This window comes from Geomonas sp. Red32, assembly GCF_023652955.1.
GTDB lineage: Bacteria > Desulfobacterota > Desulfuromonadia > Geobacterales > Geobacteraceae > Geomonas.
In genome coordinates this window covers 1,233,076-1,248,430 of the sequence record NZ_JAKLOY010000001.1, presented here as the reverse complement: position 1 = coordinate 1,248,430, position 15,355 = coordinate 1,233,076, and the positions used below count along the sequence as shown (strand labels likewise).

The window sequence follows — 15,355 nt, the reverse complement described above, 5'->3', positions numbered from 1 at the left end:
ACGGTGCAGAACGCCGCCCGCAGCGGTTAAAGCGGCGCGATGCTTCGGGGAACCATTCAAGGAGAACGCAACATGCAGCGCAAAGCAATCGGCCTTCTGTCGGGGGGACTCGACTCCACCCTGGCGGTCAAGGTCCTTCTCGAGCAGGGTATCGCCGTCGAAGCACTCAACTTCACCTCCCCCTTCTGCACCTGCACCGGCAAGAACGCCGGCTGCAAGTCGGAGGCGGTCCGGGTCGCCGAGGAGTTCAAGATCCCCATCAAGGTGATGCACAAGGGGGCCGACTACCTCGAGATCGTGAGAAATCCCAAGCACGGCTACGGCAAGGGGCTAAACCCCTGCATCGACTGCCGGATTTTCCTTTTGAAGAAGGCCAAGGAGTACATGGAGGAGATCGGTGCCGACTTCGTCTTCACCGGCGAGGTGCTCGGCCAGCGCCCCATGAGCCAGCGCCGCGACACCCTGCGGGTCATCGAGCGGGAGAGCGGCCTCGAAGGGCTTTTGCTCCGCCCCCTCTCCGCCAAGCACTTCTCCCCCACCATCCCGGAGCAGGAGGGTTGGGTGGACCGCGAGAAGCTCCTCTCCATCCAGGGGCGCTCCCGCAAGGAACAGATGGATCTCGCCGAGGAGCTGGACGTCAAGAACTACCCCTGCCCGGCGGGGGGGTGCCTGTTGACCGAGCTCTCCTTCGTCCCCAAGATCCGGGACGTCTTCGACCACACGGACGGGCTCAACATGCGGGACTTCCGTCTTCTCAAGCTGGGGAGGCACTTCAGGATAGGCGACCGGACCAAGGTCATCCTGGGGAGAAACGAGGGGGAGAACGAGATGCTGGAGCGCTCGGTACAGGCCGGGGAGGCGACCCTGCACTGGCTGGACGGCATGAGCCCGCTGGCGGCCGTGATGGGGGAGAGTTCGGAGGAGCTTTTGGTGCTCACCGGACGGCTGCTGCTCCGCTACGCGAAGATCGAGCCGGGGACCGCGGCCCGCATCGCGGTCAACTGCGACGGCGCCGAGCGGGAGCTCACCGTGGAGGGGCCTCTCGACGAGGAGGAGGCGAAGAGCCTCATGGTTGCATAGCCACCTTGTCCTGCTCCATCTCGTCGCTGTAGAAGCAGTAGCGGTTTCGCCCCTGCTCTTTGGACTGGTAGAGGGCCAGGTCGGCCTTGCGGGTCATCTGGTCCAGGTCGCCGCCGTAGGTCGGGTAGATGCAGATCCCGATGCTCACCCCGATGGTGGCCAGGGTCCCCTCGACGTTGAAGGGGACCGAGAGGGAGTGGATGATCCGCTCGGCGACCACCGCGGCATCGAGCTCGTCGGCCAGCTTCCCGAGGATGACGGTGAACTCGTCCCCCCCCATGCGGGCCACCATGTCGCAGCCGCGCACGCACTCCTTCAGGCGGCGCCCGGTCTCCACCAGCACCTGGTCCCCCGCGGCATGCCCCAGGGTGTCGTTGATCTCCTTGAAACGGTCGAGGTCCAGGTACATGAGCGCCATCGGGTGCTGGAAGCGCTTGGCCTCGGTCACCGCGTGGCTTAGCCGGTCGAAGAAGAGCACCCGGTTGGGGAGCGAGGTGAGCGAGTCGTAGTGGGCCAGGGTCTCCAGGCGGGCCTTGGCCAGTTTCCTTTCCGTGATGTCCCTGAAGATCACCTGCAGGGCGTGGCTCCCCTGGTAGACGAAGGGGCTCACCCCGATCTCCACCTCCACCGCCGTCCCGTCCTTCCGTAACAGCCGCTCCTCGATCCACGGCGCGTTGGCGCCGCTCTCCTCGGTATATCCCAGCTGCTCCTGGAAAAGCTCGGCCGAATCCCGCTGGATGAACTCCCGCATCTCCCTTCCCGTCAGCTCGTCGGGCGACACGAACCCGAGCATCTCCGCCCCGGCCGCGTTGATGAATTCGAAGCGGCGCCCCACCAGGATGGCGATCCCGTCCAGAGAAAGCTCCACGAGCCTCCTGAAGCGCTCCTCGCTCTCCCCGATGGCCGTCACCATCCCCCTCAGCTGTTCCTCGTTGGTCGCCCGCAGGGTCACGTCCTGCAGGGTCTGGATGGCCGCCACGATGCAGCCTTCCGCGTCCCGGATGGGGGCGGCATCGAAGGTGAGGTAGCGGGAGCGTCCGCGGAGCTTGAACCACCCCTCCGCGTGGAGCCCCTCGTGTATCAGCGGCGAGTCCGCGTAGTACTCATAGAGATCCGCCATCTCGTTCAGCGTTCCGTCCACCACCACGTCGGCCAGCACCGGGCGGGGGGTGGGATAGAAGACCTTCCAGGGGTCGCTCCCGCCGATCACCTCGGCCGCCGGCATCCCGGTCAGCTCCTCGCAGGCGCGGTTCCAGATGATGACCCGGTGTCGGCCGTCGATCACGAAACTGGGGACGGCGGTATGGTGGACGAGCCCTTCCGCGAACCCCTTCTCCCGCTCCAGAAGGCGCCGCCGTTCGGCGAGCTCGGTCATCACCTCGTTGAAGACCCCGGCCAGCATCCCGATCTCGTCCCGGGTCCGTACCACCACCGGTTGAAAACCGGTCTCGCTACCGCCGCTCTCCGCCACCCGCCGGGCCAAAAGGACCAGCGGGGCGGTCAGCCGGTGGAGGAAGAACCAGACCAGCATGAGCGAGGCGGGAAGGGCCACCCCGAGGCTCCAGAGCACCAGCGAGCGTGCCCGCTCCACGGGGGCGTACGCCTCGGCCAGGGGAACCCGGGTACCGAGAATCCATCCGGTGGTGGCGAGCTTCTTGAAGGTGAAGAGGACCGGCACCCCGGTGTGGCTCACCGCCTCGCCGCTCCCCTCGAACCCGGCGATGGCGCGCGGGAGGAGCTCGTTGTTACGGGCCAGCATCTCGCCGCGCGCCTGGCGCTCGCGGTCCCTCTGCACGATCAGCTGCCTCTGGCTGTTGAACAGGAAGAAGTTGCCGCTCTTCCCCACCTTGAGCCGGGAGAGCCGCCCCAGGAAGTTTTCCTCCAGAAGATCGAGTCTCCCCCCCACCACGCCGGCCACCTTGCCGCCGGCGGCGAAGACCGGCGCGGTGAAAACGACCACCGGGTGCCCGGCGCCCGCCTGCGAGCGGAACGGTTCGGAGATCCCCTCCTTCCCGCTGGCCACCGTCTGCCGGAAGAAATCGCTGGAGGAGAAATCCATCCCGAGCAGCGGGGTCTGCCCCGGCGACGAGGCGGTCAGGATCCCCTTGGCGGAGAAGAAACCGACCCCGTCGGCGAACGTCTGCTGGGCGTCCAGACGGCCGTCCAGAAAGCGCTGCATAGCCTGAGGATCGTTGATCGCCGCCGGCGGGATGCTGCGGGCCACCGCGGAAAGTTCGCGCTGGGCCGCCAGGATCTTGTCGTCCAGCTCGCCCGCCATGGTGGAGACCAGGGAAAACTGCTGCTCCGCCACGCTCTTCTTGAACTCGCGGGTAAAGAGGATGAGCCCCACTCCGGACACGGTGGAAACCACCGCGCCGAAGAGCACGACCGCCAGGGTCAACTTGATTTTGAGGCTGAAAGAAGGCAAGGATTGCTACTCCAAGTGCTACGGTGCTACTGGTCGCAGTTGGTCCGGTAGATCTCTTCCAGACCGCCGGCGTGGACGCGGAACGCCTCCAAGACGGCGGGATCGAAGTGTCCGGGCATGGTGCGCCCGTCCCCCTCGGTGATGATCCGCACCGTGGTCTCGTGGTCGAGCGCGGGCTTGTAGACCCGCTTGCTCCTCAGGGCGTCGTACTGGTCCACCAGCATCACGATCCGCCCCTCCATCGGGATATCCTCCCCGCTGCGGCCGTTGGGATAGCCGGTGCCGTCCCAGCGCTCGTGGTGGTTGAGCGCGATGGAGGCCGCCATCTGGAGGACCTTGTAGGTCGAGCCGGAGAGGATCTTCTCGCCGATCTGGCTGTGGCTCTTCATGATGGTGAACTCGTCGGCGGTGAGCGGTCCCCTTTTGAGGAGGATGGAGTCGGGGATCCCGATCTTGCCGACGTCGTGCATGGTGGCCGCCATGGCGATGGTGTCCACGAATTTCCAGGGAAGCCGCATCTTCTCGGCCAAAAGCCGCGCGTACAGGCCGATCCGGAAGATGTGGCGGCCGGTGTCCTCGTCGCGGAGCTCGGCCGCCGCCGTCAGCCGCTCGATGGTCTCCATGCTCATGTTGCGCATCTGCACCAGGGCGTCGGCCAGCTCGCGGGTCCGCTGGGCCACCGTGCGCTCGAGCTCCATCTTGTAGTTCTTCTCCACCAGCAAAAGCCGCTGGTAGTTGATCCCCTTCTCCACCGAGTGGATCAGGTAGGGGGGCTTGAACGGCTTGATGATGAAGTCGAAGGCCCCCTTCTTGATCGCGTTGACCGCCATGTTGAGCTCGGCGTAGGCGGTCATCAGGATCACCGGGATGTCACGGTCCAGCTCGTGGATCCGCTCCAGGAGCTCGATCCCCCCCATCCCCGGCATGTTCACATCGGTGACCACCGCGTGGGGAGGGGAGTGCTCGATGAGGCTCAAGGCCTCACGGGCGTCAGAGAAAGGGTTCACCTCGAAGCCGCTGGCGGTCAAAAGCATCGCCACGCTCTCCAGGACGAGCGGGTCGTCGTCCACTACCACCACAGTCCCTGTTATCGCTCTTTGCATCTAGGGCTCCGATTGTTGCAGGATACGCTTCCACTGCACACATCGGCAAAATTAATGTGAACTTGAGCGCTACGGAACCAATTAGGGAGAGATCGGGAGAGAACGGGAGAGATCGTGCCTCCCCTCCCCGGGGCGGGGAGGGGGAGCGGAAGGGAGGCGGGGAGGGAGTAATGAGGGAGTGTCACGGTTTCGCCCCCTCCGTGGCGTCGCCGGGGGCAGCCGGAGGCGCTTGCTGCTCGGGGGCCGGGGGCTGGGGCGGAGCCCCTTTATCCTGGACACCCTCCTTGGGTTCCTCCCCGGCCGTCCCGCCCCCTTCGGGCTTCGGTTCGGCCGCTTCGGGGAGCCGGGCGCTGGAGATGTTCTTCATGACCTCCACCTGCTTGATGCTCTCGTCGACCTTCTTCTGCATGCGGCCGAGGTTGGGAATCTCGTTGAGGGCCGCCTGGTACTCCCCTTGGGAGAGGACCCCCTTCTCGGCCAAAAGCCTCAGGATCATGTTCGACCGCTTCAGGACCTTGCCGAGGTTCTTGTACGGGTTGTAGGCCACCCGGGGCCCCGGGAGCATGGCGGCCAGGAAGGCGCACTCGCGCGGGGTCAGCGCGGAGGGGGACTTCCCGAAGTAGTAGTGCGAGCCGTGGCCTATGCCGTAGACCATGGGGCCCAGCTCGATCACGTTCAGGTAGAGCTCGATGATCCTCCCCTTGGTGAGCTCCTGCTCCATCCGGCGGGCGAGATAGATCTCCTTCACCTTACGGGTGATGGTCTTCTCCCGGGAGAGGAAGAGGTTCTTGGCTACCTGCTGGGTGATGGTGGAGGCGCCGCGGGCGAAGCTCTTCTTCTCGAGGTCGTACTTGATGGCGTTCTTCAAGGCCTTCAGATCGACCCCTTCGTGCTTGTAGAAATTGGAGTCCTCGGCCACGATGACCGCCCATTTCATCTCGGGGGGGATCGACGGCGAAGGGGTCCAGTAACGGTTCTTGGGGCCGACCACGAGAGGGTGGTAATCGCCGTGCCAGTCCTTGACCTGGATGGTGACGTTGGTCTTCCGGTCCTTGAGGGTCTCGACGGGAGGGAGGAAGAAGAGGGAGACGCCGACGTAGACGATGTAGAGGGCGACGGCGGCAACGCCCCACCAGAAGTATTTTTTCATCGGTTGGAGGCCTCCTCGCCCCCGCGGCCGGGCGCTCCCTGTCCGGCCATCCCGGCCGCCATGACGAAGGCCGCCTTCATGCTCGCGGCCGAGGCCTTGCCGGTTCCCGCAAGATTATAGGCGGTGCCGTGATCGACCGAGGTCCGGATGATGGGAAGCCCGAGGGTGACGTTGACCCCGTCGTCGAAATGGAGGAGCTTCAGGGGGATGAGCCCCTGGTCGTGGTACATGCAGACCACGGCGTCGTAGCCTCCGGAAGCGGCGAAATGGAAAAGGGTGTCGGCGGAGAGCGGCCCCTCCGCGTCGATCCCTTCCTGGCGGGCGGCTTCGATGGCGGGGGCGATGATCCGGCTCTCCTCGCCGCCGAACATCCCCCCCTCGCCGCAGTGCGGGTTCAGCGCCAGCACGGCGAGCTTCGGGTTGGGCGCGAACCAGCGGGAGAGGGATTGGTGGGTGATGCGGATGGTGGAGAGGACCTTCTCGTAGGTGACCAGCCCGGGGACCTTGGCGAGCGCCTCGTGGATGGTGACCAGGGTGACCCGCAGCCGGTCGCCCGCCAGCATCATGACGAACTCCTCGGTGCCGGTCAGTTCCGCCAAGAGCTCGGTGTGCCCCGGGTAGTGGTGCCCGGCGGAATTCATCGATTCCTTGTTGATGGGGGCGGTGGCCATGGCGGCGGCTTCCCCCTCCAGGCAGAGACGGGCGGCCTCGCAGATGTAGCGGAAACAGGCGTCGCCCCCCGCGGGGGTGGGACGGCCGTAGACCATGTCGGCAGCGGCTAAGTGGGAGAGCTCCCTAAGGTAGAGGACGCCCGGGGCGGGGGCGGCGGGGGGAAGGGTGCCGTCCAGGCTCTCGATGACGAGGGAGACCCCGGCCGCCTCGATCCCGCGCTCCATGGCCTGGCGGTCGCCGAGCACCAGCGGTCGGGCCAGGGAGGCTACCGCGGGGTCGGCCAGGGCAGCGGCGATGATCTCGGGGCCGATCCCGCTCGGGTCCCCCATGGTCACCGCAATCACCGGTTTATCCATCTATCTTCTCCTCCCGGCGGGCTACCCGCCGTCAATCCCTCTCCAGCCCGGCGAAGCGGACCAGGAGCTTCTTGGGGCCGATCGAGTTGAACCAGACGATCACCTTCTGGTTGTCCCCCTCCCCCTCGATCTTGCGGATGGTCCCCCGTCCGAACTGGGCGTGGCGCACCCGCATCCCGATGAAGACGCCGTCCTCGTGATGCTCGGGGACCATGCGGACCTCGTTGTCCGCCTCCGGCTCCATCTCCTCCTCGAAGAGCGAGGCGAGGTTGTGGGAGGGGGGGGGCGGAGCCTGCTGGGGGTGCTGGAAAGCGCCGCGGGGGGCTTCCGGCTCGCGGAAAGAGCCGCCGCGCGAGGAGGCGGGCTCCCGGAAGGAGGTGCCGCGGTCGCCGTCATAGCTGTAGGCCGGCTCCTGGTAGCCGAAGGAGCGCTGTTGCTGGTACTGCTGGAGTTCGTCGGCCTGGTCGAGAAGCTCCGCCGGGATGTCGCGCAGGAAGCGGGCCGGCGGGTTCATCTGCTCCTGCCCGAAGATGTGGCGCCTCCTCACGTTGGTGAGGAAGAGGCGCTTCTTGGCCCGGGTCATCCCGACGTAGCAAAGCCTCCGCTCCTCCTCCATCTGGGAAGGATCCTCCAGCGAACGCAGGTGCGGGAAGAGGCGCTCCTCCATGCCGATCATGAAGACCAGCGGGAACTCGAGCCCCTTCGCGGAGTGGAGCGTCATCATGGTGACCGAGGACTTCTTCCCCTCCCCCACCTCCTCGAGGTCGGAGACCAGCGCCACCTGCTCGAGGAAGGGGGCGAGCCCCTTCTCGCCGGGCCCCGCCTCGAAGACCTGCATGGCGGTGACGAGCTCCTGGAGGTTCTCGATCCGCTCCCGGGCCTCGTCGGTTCGCTGCGACTTCAGGCGCGCCAGGTAGCCGGTGTCCTGGATGATGGCGGCGGTCAGCTCGTCGAGCGGGAGCTTCTCCGTCAGCTCCCGGTACCCCTTCAATTCCACCGCGAAGGCGGTCACCTTGTTGCGGGCCGCGCCGGAGAGGAGCGTCCCGGTGGCGGCCTCCATCATGGCGGCATAGAAGGAGACCTCACGCTGGGAGGCGTACTCCGAGATGCGCTGGACGGTAGCGGCGCCGATGCCGCGGGGCGGGGTGTTGATGATCCTTTTCAGGGACACCTCGTCGGCCGGGTTGTCGAGCACCTTCAGGTAGGCGAGGATGTCCTTGATCTCGAGGCGGGCGTAGAAACGGACCCCGCCCACCATGTGGTAGGGGATGCTGGCCGCCACCATGGCGTCCTCGATGACGCGGGACTGGGCGTTGGTGCGGTAGAAGACCGCCACGTCCGAGAGAGTCCCCCCCTCCTCCAGGAAGCGGGCCGTCTCCCGGCAGAGCAGGCGGGCCTCCTCCCACTCGTTGGGGAGCGTCCGGTAGTGGATCTGCTCCCCTTCCGGGTTGTCGGTCCAAAGGCGCTTGGGCTTTCTGCCGCGGTTTTTCTCCACCACGTTCCAGGCCGAGTCGAGGATGTTGCGGGAGGAGCGGTAATTCTGCTCGAGCTTCACCACCTTGACGCCGGGAAAATCCTTCTCGAACTCCAGGATGTTGCGGATATCGGCGCCTCGCCAGCCGTAGATCGACTGGTCGTCGTCCCCGACCACGCAGAGGTTTCTCCGCTCCCCGGCGAGCTGGCGGACCAGCCGGTACTGGACCGCGTTGGTGTCCTGGTACTCGTCCACCATGATCCACTGGTAGCGCTGCTGGTAGCGGGAGAGGACGTCCGGATGCTCCTCGAAGAGGCGGACGGTGAGGAGAAGCAGATCGCCGAAGTCCACCGCGTTGCAGCGCTTGAGGCGATCCTGGTAATTGGCGTAGACCCGGGCGATGGTGGCCTGGTAGGGGGTGCCGGTCGGGGCGTCGCCGGGGAGGCATCCCGAGTTCTTGAACTCGTCGATGGCCGCCGAGAGCGCCTTCACCGGGTAGCGTTTCTCGTCCAAGAGGAGCTCACCGGCCACCTCCTTGAGAAGGCGCTCGCAGTCCTTGTCGTCGTAGATGGCGAAGTTGGATGCGTAGCCCAGGTGGTGGATATCGTGGCGCAAGAAGCGGGCGCAGCTGGAATGGAAGGTGGAGATGAACGGAACCTCCGCCGAGCCAACCATGTCGAGGATCCTCTCCCGCATCTCGCCGGCCGCCTTGTTGGTGAAGGTGACCGCGAGGATCTGCCAGGGGGGGATGCCGCGTTCGTGGATGAGGTAGGCGATGCGGTGGACGATGACGCGGGTCTTGCCGGAGCCGGCGCCGGCGAGGATGAGGAGCGGCCCTTCCCCGTGGAGCACCGCCTCCTTCTGGGGAGGGTTCAGGTTGTGAAGCAGTTTCATGATGAGGCAATCCTTGAGGCGCCCATGAGCGCAGGGAACAGCGCCCCTACTTATAGCACCTCGCCGGGTTCAGGTCAAAAGGGAATGCACGTGGAAGCCCTCGCAGGGAAGGCGAAGGTACCCTCCCCAACCCTACCCCGGGCTTCGGCTCTCCCTTTAAAGCGGCGAGGGTAGATGCGGAGAGGGGATCATTTCTGGTGGCGCTGGGAGTTGCGGGCTTCGAGGCGGGCGTGGGTCATTTTTTCGCGCAATCCCCCCTCCCGCAGGAAAGCCTCCTCCAGTTGGGTCAATTGGTGATCGAGGAGGAAGTTAGTGACCTTGACGATGCCGATTATGGTGTTGGCGGAGAAGGCAGAGTCGGAGTGTTCGATGCCGGAGCGGAAGGTATCGTAATTAGCGTCGGGGAGGCGGACCAGTTTGCGAAGGCGGAGGACCTGTTGGTGGTTGCGGTCCCATTCGGCAGCGCCGTGAGAGCGGAGGAAGTCGCGGTAATCCTCGAGGAGTTCTTCGAGGCTAGCGCGAGCGACGTTGGTGAGTTTGATTTCGGTTTCCTTGGAGGTTGCAGAGGCTAGGGAGCCCTCGACGATATTCTGTTTACCCGAGCGGGCGGCCTGGACCATTTGGTCGTGAGTGCGGCTGCGGCGGTCAATGAAGCGGTTGCAGAAGTAGACTGTAGCGTCGTACACGATGACCGCCTTTTGGTAGGAGAGCAAAGAGTGGTACCCGCCGTGTGGCGGAATAAAGCCAGCCATAAGAGCCTCCTTCGAAACCAGGGACCACAGGGACAGCAGGGACAGCAGGGACACATATTGCCATTGAAGAAAATGATAGCAGCACCTTTGCCGTTGTCCCTTCCTTAAGTCCCTGAGGTCCCTGTTGTCCCTTGGGTCCTTTTCCCTTGGGTCCCTTGAGTCCCTTTGGGTCCCTTCCCAGGCAGAATTCTCTTAAGAACTCCCACAACCTGTCGATCAATTGATAATAGTCCGCCTTCCCAGGCAACTCCAAAGGCTGGCGGCACATTTTCGCAATCCAGATTATTTTTTATGAGTATTGGCGCAGGCACGGAGGGTACTAAATGCAGTGGTTCAAAGACATGCGGATCGGCAGCAGACTGGTTATCAGTTTTCTCACCCTGGCCGTCATCGCCGCCGTCATCGGCTGGATCGGGATCACGAAGATCCGGCAGATCCAAGCGGCCGACGCCAGGCTGTACGAGACCGTCACCGTCCCGCTTGGCGACATGGGGACCATGGCAGTCAATTTCCAGCGGGTGCGGATCAACCTGCGCGACCTCGTCGAGACCAACGATCCCGCCGAAAAGGCCCGCATCAAGGCCACCATCCAGGCGCTGCGGTCCGAGATCACCGGGAAGGTCAAGGCCGTGGAAAAGACCCTTACCGGCGAGGAAGGCAGGCGGCTCCTCGACGACTACAAGCAGGTCCGGGTGGAGTACGGCCGTTACATCGAGAAGGTCATCGAGCTCGCCGACCTCGACCGCGACGCCGAAGCCCGCACCATCCTCACCGGCGACGGGAAGAAATCCGCCGTCCACTACCAGGAGGTCATCGACCGCCTGGTAGCCGCCAAACTCAAACAGGCCAAAACGACCGCCGACGACAACAGTGCCGTGGCATCCAGCGCATCGCAACGGATGGTGGCCGCCGTCGCCGCGGGGACCATCCTCGCGGTGCTCTTCGGGCTTTTCATCGCCCGTATGATCGCCCTCCCGCTTCGCTACGGAGTCGCCTTCGCCCAGGCGGTGTCCGCCGGAGACCTCACCCAGAAGATGGAAGCCAACTCCCGTGACGAAGTAGGGCAGCTTGCCCATGCCCTCAACGATATGGTGGAAAGGCTACGCGAGGTGGTGGAAGGAGTGACCGGTGCCTCCCACGGCGTCGCCTCCGGAAGCCAGCAACTTTCGGCCGGAGCCGAGGAACTGAGCCAGGGGGCGAGCGAGCAGGCCTCGGCGGCGGAGCAGGTCACGAGCAGCATGGAGGAGATGTCGTCGAGCATCACCCAGACCGCCGAAAACGCCACCCAGACCGAGCGGATCGCCGTGCAGTGCGCCACTCACGCCAAGGAAAGCGGGAAGGCCGTCACCCAGACGGTCGAGGCGATGAAGGAGATCACCGGCAAGATCGTGATCATCGAGGAGATCGCCCGCCAGACCAACCTGTTGGCCCTGAACGCCGCCATCGAGGCCGCCCGGGCCGGAGAACACGGCAAGGGATTCGCCGTGGTCGCCTCCGAGGTGAGAAAGCTCGCCGAGCGGAGCCAGGGGGCCGCGGTGCAGATCTCCGAGCTCTCCTTCAACAGCGTCGAGATTGCCGAAAGGGCCGGGAGGATGCTCGACGAGATGGTACCGGACATCCAGCGCACCGCCGAACTGGTCCAGGAGATCTGCGCCTCCTGTCACGAACAGGAGAGCGGGGCAGACCAGATCAACAAGGCGCTCCAGCAGCTCGACCACGTCACCCAGCAAAACGCCTCCGCCAGCGAGGAGATGGCCTCCACCGCCGAACAGCTGAACGGCCAGGCCGAGCAGCTCCAAGGCTCCATCGCCTTCTTCAACCTCGGCGCCGGCCACGAGCTTCGCCGCCCAGCACCCGTCAAAACCGCCGCCAAGCACGTAGCGTTGACCAAGGCCGCCTCCGGGCGGGGCGGCGCCTCCCGGAAAGCCACTGTGGGAAGCGACCTTGTCCCCGCACCCGATGCGCCCGACGACGACTTCGAGGCATTCTAATCATTACCCGATAACCCGCTTCGCCACAGGCTCATCCATCGTTGCCACCGTCCCAAGCTTGGGCCGCAGGGCTCAAGCAAAATTCGGCGGATTCAAGCAAGAATCCGCCGACTCAAGCTTAAATCCACCGGTGGGAGTTTAAACTCTCGACGCTGGAACAAAAAATGAACGTTTTTTGTTGAAAACGAGGCGTCCGGAGTTGACAGCCGGAGAAGGAATCCTTCGACGGGGAGGATTGTGACTTGAAACGCTGGAAACGAACTTACCTTCACCGGAAATAAGCTTGGTTCCACGGAAATAAGCTTGGTGCGGCGGGTTTTTGCTTATTCCCACCGGCCAGCGCTTGATGCAGGGGGACCTAAGTCAACCAGCTCACAAGATAAGGGAAGGACAACTCGCCGTTATGAAGGGATTGGGATTGGCGCAACGGGCCCAGAAGAGTTGCGGCCGAGGTTTGCGCTGAAGGAGGAAGATTCAAGAAAGGGGAGAGGGAACGGGGCCAGGCGGGATGCCTGGCCCCCGGAATGCTACTTCAGATCGCCCGGAGGCTCACCACCGCGGACCAAGGCCCGGGCCCGCGCGAGTTCACCCCCCTGATCCGGAAATAGTACAGCCTCCCCGGCTCGAGCCCGTCGAACTCGAATTTGGTGGTCGATCCGCTCTTCAGGAAACCCCAGTTCCCCTCGACGGAGGGATCCGACGCAGTCCACCAGAGCTCCCAGGACCTCACCCCTTTGGCCCCGGCAAACTTGATTCTCATGCTCCTCAGGTGACTTCCGTGCGAAGGTCTGAGCCCCGTGGCCGTGACACGCAAAAGCGGCGGCACCATGTTCCTCGCCACCCAGGTGGCGGGCGCGTAGCCGGTATTGAGCATCGCATCGGGATTGTCCCGCCCAAGGATTTCGACCCAGTTACCGAAGTGGTAGACATCCATCACCAGCTTCGCCTTGGTTTCGTCCCTCAGAGCGGTCTGGGAGGTGTCCCCGCCCAAAACCGCGAGATAGGCCTGGTTGAGTGTCGCGTGTCCCTTAGCCATCGATGTAAGGATGGCGTCCACTGCCGACGGATTCTGTCCCGGCCGATAGCAGTCGTGAGCGGCGACGCGCCCCAGGATGGCGCTTGTTTGGGCCAGCAAACCGGGTATCTGCTCCCCGGCCAGCCAGGTTGTCAATGGTCTCTTCGGCCGTTGCTGATTCTTCTTCGGCATACGGGGCCTCCTTTCCTCGAATTGGTACTTCTCCGAACGAGTTTACAGAAGGAGGTTTCGAAGGCAAGAGGGAGGGCGATGGGTGAGGTGGCGTTGGACGGGGAGAGTATAATGAGGAAGCAGGGATTTGCGCATTAAGCACTCCCAATGCTACGAAACGACTGGGGATGGTTAAACGGATATCTCATGAAACGGGGGGGGAAGGCGGCAGAAATTTTTTTGGCAGTCACCCCAACCTCACCCCGTCCCTCCCCCTGAAGGGGAGGGAACGTAGGTGAAAGGGGAACCGGATCGGCGGGGAGGTCTATTCGACGGTAACGCTCTTGGCGAGGTTTCTCGGCTGATCGACGTCGGTTCCCTTGAGGACCGCCACGTGATAGGCCAAGAGCTGCATCGGGATGGAGACGATGATCGGCACCACGTCCTCGCCGTCCTCGGGGATCTCCAGCGCCACTTCGACCTTGGACTTCACTTTCTCGTCGCCGGCCGAGCAGACGGCGATCACGCGGCCGCCGCGGGCGTTGACCTCTTCCATGTTGGAGAAGACCTTGTCGTAGTTGGCCCCCTTCGGTACCAGCACCACCACCGGCATGTTCTCGTCGATGAGGGCAATCGGGCCGTGCTTCATCTCGCCGGCTGCGTACCCCTCGGCGTGGATGTAGGAGATTTCCTTGAGCTTCAAGGCCCCTTCCAGCGCGATCGGATAGTTCATTCCGCGCCCCAGGTAGAGGAAGTCGCGGGCGGCCATGTAGTTTCTTGCCACCTTCTCCACCTGTTCGTTCAACTTCAGGGTCTCTTCCATGAGGGCCGGGACCCGCACGATGGAGGAGATAAGCTTTCTCCCCTCTTCGCAGCTCATCGCCCCGCGGGCGCGCCCGAGCCGGATGGTGAAGAGGTAGAGCGCGATCAGCTGGGTCACGAAGGCCTTGGTGGAGGCGACCCCGATCTCGGGTCCTGCGTGGGTGTAGATGACGCCGTCGGCCTCGCGGGCGATGGAGGAATCGACCACGTTGCAGATGGCCACCGCCTTGCCGCCGCGGCGCCGGGACTCGCGCATGGCGGCCAGGGTGTCGGCGGTCTCCCCGGACTGGGAGATCAGCATGACCAGGGTCTTGTCGTTCACGACCGGGTTGCGGTAGCGGAACTCGGAGGCGATGTCCACGTCCACCGGCACCCGGCAGTGCTCTTCGATCAGGAACTTGCCGACCAGCGCCGCGTGCCAGGAGGTGCCGCAGGCGATGATGCAGATCCGGTCGATCTTCTGCAGGTCGGCGTCGGTCATCTCCAGGTTTTCGAGGTAGACGTCGCCCTCGACCTCGCGCAGCCTGCCGGCGATGGTGTCCCTGACCGCGCGGGGCTGCTCGAAGATCTCCTTGAGCATGAAGTGGCGGTAGCCACCCTTCTCGGCCATGTGCGGGGACCAGTCGATGTGGCGCGGGGTCTTTTCGAGGGCTTCTCCGGCGATGGTGGAGAACTTCACGCCGCCGTTTTTGAAGACCGCCACTTCGCCGTCCTCTAAAAAGATCATGGAGCGGGTATGGGAGAGGATGGCCGGGATGTCGGAGGCGACGAAGTATTCACCCTCGCCCAGGCCGACCACCATCGGCGCGCCGAGCTTGGCGGCGATCAGCACCCCCGGCTCGTCTTCGCACAGGATGCAGACCGCATAGGCTCCCTCCAAAACGGCCAGCGCCTCGCGCACGGCGGTCTCGAAGTTGCCGGTCTTCTTCCTTTTGGACTCGATCAGGTGCGAGATGACCTCGGTGTCGGTCTCGCTCTTGAAGGTGGCCCCCTCCGCCTTCAGTTGGTCGCGGAGCTGGAGGTAGTTCTCGATGATCCCGTTGTGGACCACCACTACGCTCCCGGCCTGGTGGGGATGGGCGTTGATCTCGGAGGGGCGCCCGTGGGTGGCCCAGCGGGTGTGCCCGATGCCGACCGTGCCGTCAATCGGATCGGCGGCCAGAAGGCGCTCCAGGTTGATGAGCTTTCCTTCGCTGCGCTTGATGCTCGCCTTCCCCTCGGTTATGGTGCAGATCCCGGCGGAGTCGTACCCGCGGTACTCGAGCTTTCTCAGTCCTTCGATGATGATGGAGGTGGCATCCCTGCCCCCCGTGTATCCCACGATACCGCACATGTGACACCCCTTCTGGCCAACGCCGCCGGCCCGGCAGTTCTGAGAACCCCGGGTCCGGCGTCGATAGCCGCGGCGAATTAAAATGATGATTCTGACAGTGAAAAGGCTACGTGA

At 64.3% G+C, this 15,355-nt stretch carries 10 protein-coding genes; 2 read left to right on the top strand and 8 right to left on the bottom strand.

The features are described from left to right. Positions 1-72 precede the first annotated feature (72 nt). Positions 73-1,080: a hypothetical protein gene (locus L4X63_RS05415; protein WP_250677563.1), complete on the top strand. Its 1,008-nt coding sequence runs from the start codon at positions 73-75 to the stop codon at positions 1,078-1,080. On the opposite strand, the gene L4X63_RS05410 is transcribed toward L4X63_RS05415, so the two are convergent. The 6 genes from L4X63_RS05410 to L4X63_RS05385 all read right to left on the bottom strand — a co-directional run bounded on the left by L4X63_RS05410 (position 1,067) and on the right by L4X63_RS05385 (position 9,909). Next, the gene (locus tag L4X63_RS05410; RefSeq protein ID WP_250677562.1) at positions 1,067-3,508 is read right to left on the bottom strand and encodes a sensor domain-containing diguanylate cyclase; all 2,442 of its coding nucleotides are present in this window, start codon (positions 3,506-3,508) and stop codon (positions 1,067-1,069) included. The genes L4X63_RS05415 and L4X63_RS05410 overlap by 14 nt on opposite strands. A 26-nt stretch (positions 3,509-3,534) precedes the next feature. Then, complete coding sequence (locus tag L4X63_RS05405) at positions 3,535-4,611, bottom strand: HD-GYP domain-containing protein (RefSeq protein WP_250677561.1); 1,077 nt, start codon at positions 4,609-4,611, stop codon at positions 3,535-3,537. A gap of 181 nt (positions 4,612-4,792) precedes the next feature. After that, the gene (locus L4X63_RS05400) at positions 4,793-5,761 is read right to left on the bottom strand and encodes a transglycosylase domain-containing protein (RefSeq protein WP_250677560.1); all 969 of its coding nucleotides are present in this window, start codon (positions 5,759-5,761) and stop codon (positions 4,793-4,795) included. Beyond that, positions 5,758-6,789 carry a 4-hydroxythreonine-4-phosphate dehydrogenase PdxA gene (gene pdxA, locus L4X63_RS05395; protein WP_250677559.1) on the bottom strand — a complete coding sequence of 344 codons (1,032 nt, stop codon included), beginning with the start codon at positions 6,787-6,789 and terminating at the stop codon, positions 5,758-5,760. The genes L4X63_RS05400 and pdxA overlap by 4 nt, the downstream gene beginning before the upstream one ends. A gap of 31 nt (positions 6,790-6,820) precedes the next feature. Further along, positions 6,821-9,157, bottom strand: coding sequence for an ATP-dependent helicase (locus L4X63_RS05390; protein ID WP_250677558.1), 2,337 nt, complete (start codon positions 9,155-9,157; stop codon positions 6,821-6,823). Between the two features lie 188 nt (positions 9,158-9,345). After that, the gene (locus L4X63_RS05385) at positions 9,346-9,909 is read right to left on the bottom strand and encodes a four helix bundle suffix domain-containing protein (RefSeq protein WP_250677557.1); all 564 of its coding nucleotides are present in this window, start codon (positions 9,907-9,909) and stop codon (positions 9,346-9,348) included. A gap of 323 nt (positions 9,910-10,232) precedes the next feature. Between L4X63_RS05385 and L4X63_RS05380 the strand changes: the two genes are divergently transcribed. After that, positions 10,233-11,900, top strand: a complete 1,668-nt coding sequence (locus L4X63_RS05380) for a methyl-accepting chemotaxis protein (RefSeq protein WP_250677556.1) — start codon at positions 10,233-10,235, stop codon at positions 11,898-11,900. A 532-nt stretch (positions 11,901-12,432) separates the two neighbouring features. Here the strand turns inward: L4X63_RS05380 and L4X63_RS05375 are convergent. Both L4X63_RS05375 and glmS read right to left on the bottom strand, forming a co-directional pair. Beyond that, on the bottom strand, positions 12,433-13,107 hold the full coding sequence (locus L4X63_RS05375) for a fibronectin type III domain-containing protein (protein WP_250677555.1): 675 nt from the start codon (positions 13,105-13,107) through the stop codon (positions 12,433-12,435). A gap of 304 nt (positions 13,108-13,411) precedes the next feature. Then, positions 13,412-15,241: a glutamine--fructose-6-phosphate transaminase (isomerizing) gene (gene glmS / locus L4X63_RS05370; RefSeq protein ID WP_250677554.1), complete on the bottom strand. Its 1,830-nt coding sequence runs from the start codon at positions 15,239-15,241 to the stop codon at positions 13,412-13,414. Positions 15,242-15,355 lie beyond the last annotated feature (114 nt).

Excerpts from the sequence above, each read along its gene's own strand:
- L4X63_RS05385 (WP_250677557.1), bottom strand. The coding sequence starts at position 9,909 with ATGGCTGGCTTTATTCCGCCACACGGCGGGTACCACTCTTTGCTCTCC.
- L4X63_RS05415 (WP_250677563.1), top strand. The coding sequence starts at position 73 with ATGCAGCGCAAAGCAATCGGCCTTCTGTCGGGGGGACTCGACTCCACC.
- L4X63_RS05380 (WP_250677556.1), top strand. The coding sequence starts at position 10,233 with ATGCAGTGGTTCAAAGACATGCGGATCGGCAGCAGACTGGTTATCAGT.
- L4X63_RS05390 (WP_250677558.1), bottom strand. The coding sequence starts at position 9,157 with ATGAAACTGCTTCACAACCTGAACCCTCCCCAGAAGGAGGCGGTGCTC.
- L4X63_RS05400 (WP_250677560.1), bottom strand. The coding sequence starts at position 5,761 with ATGAAAAAATACTTCTGGTGGGGCGTTGCCGCCGTCGCCCTCTACATC.
- L4X63_RS05375 (WP_250677555.1), bottom strand. The coding sequence starts at position 13,107 with ATGCCGAAGAAGAATCAGCAACGGCCGAAGAGACCATTGACAACCTGG.
- L4X63_RS05405 (WP_250677561.1), bottom strand. The coding sequence starts at position 4,611 with ATGCAAAGAGCGATAACAGGGACTGTGGTGGTAGTGGACGACGACCCG.
- glmS (WP_250677554.1), bottom strand. The coding sequence starts at position 15,241 with ATGTGCGGTATCGTGGGATACACGGGGGGCAGGGATGCCACCTCCATC.
- pdxA (WP_250677559.1), bottom strand. The coding sequence starts at position 6,789 with ATGGATAAACCGGTGATTGCGGTGACCATGGGGGACCCGAGCGGGATC.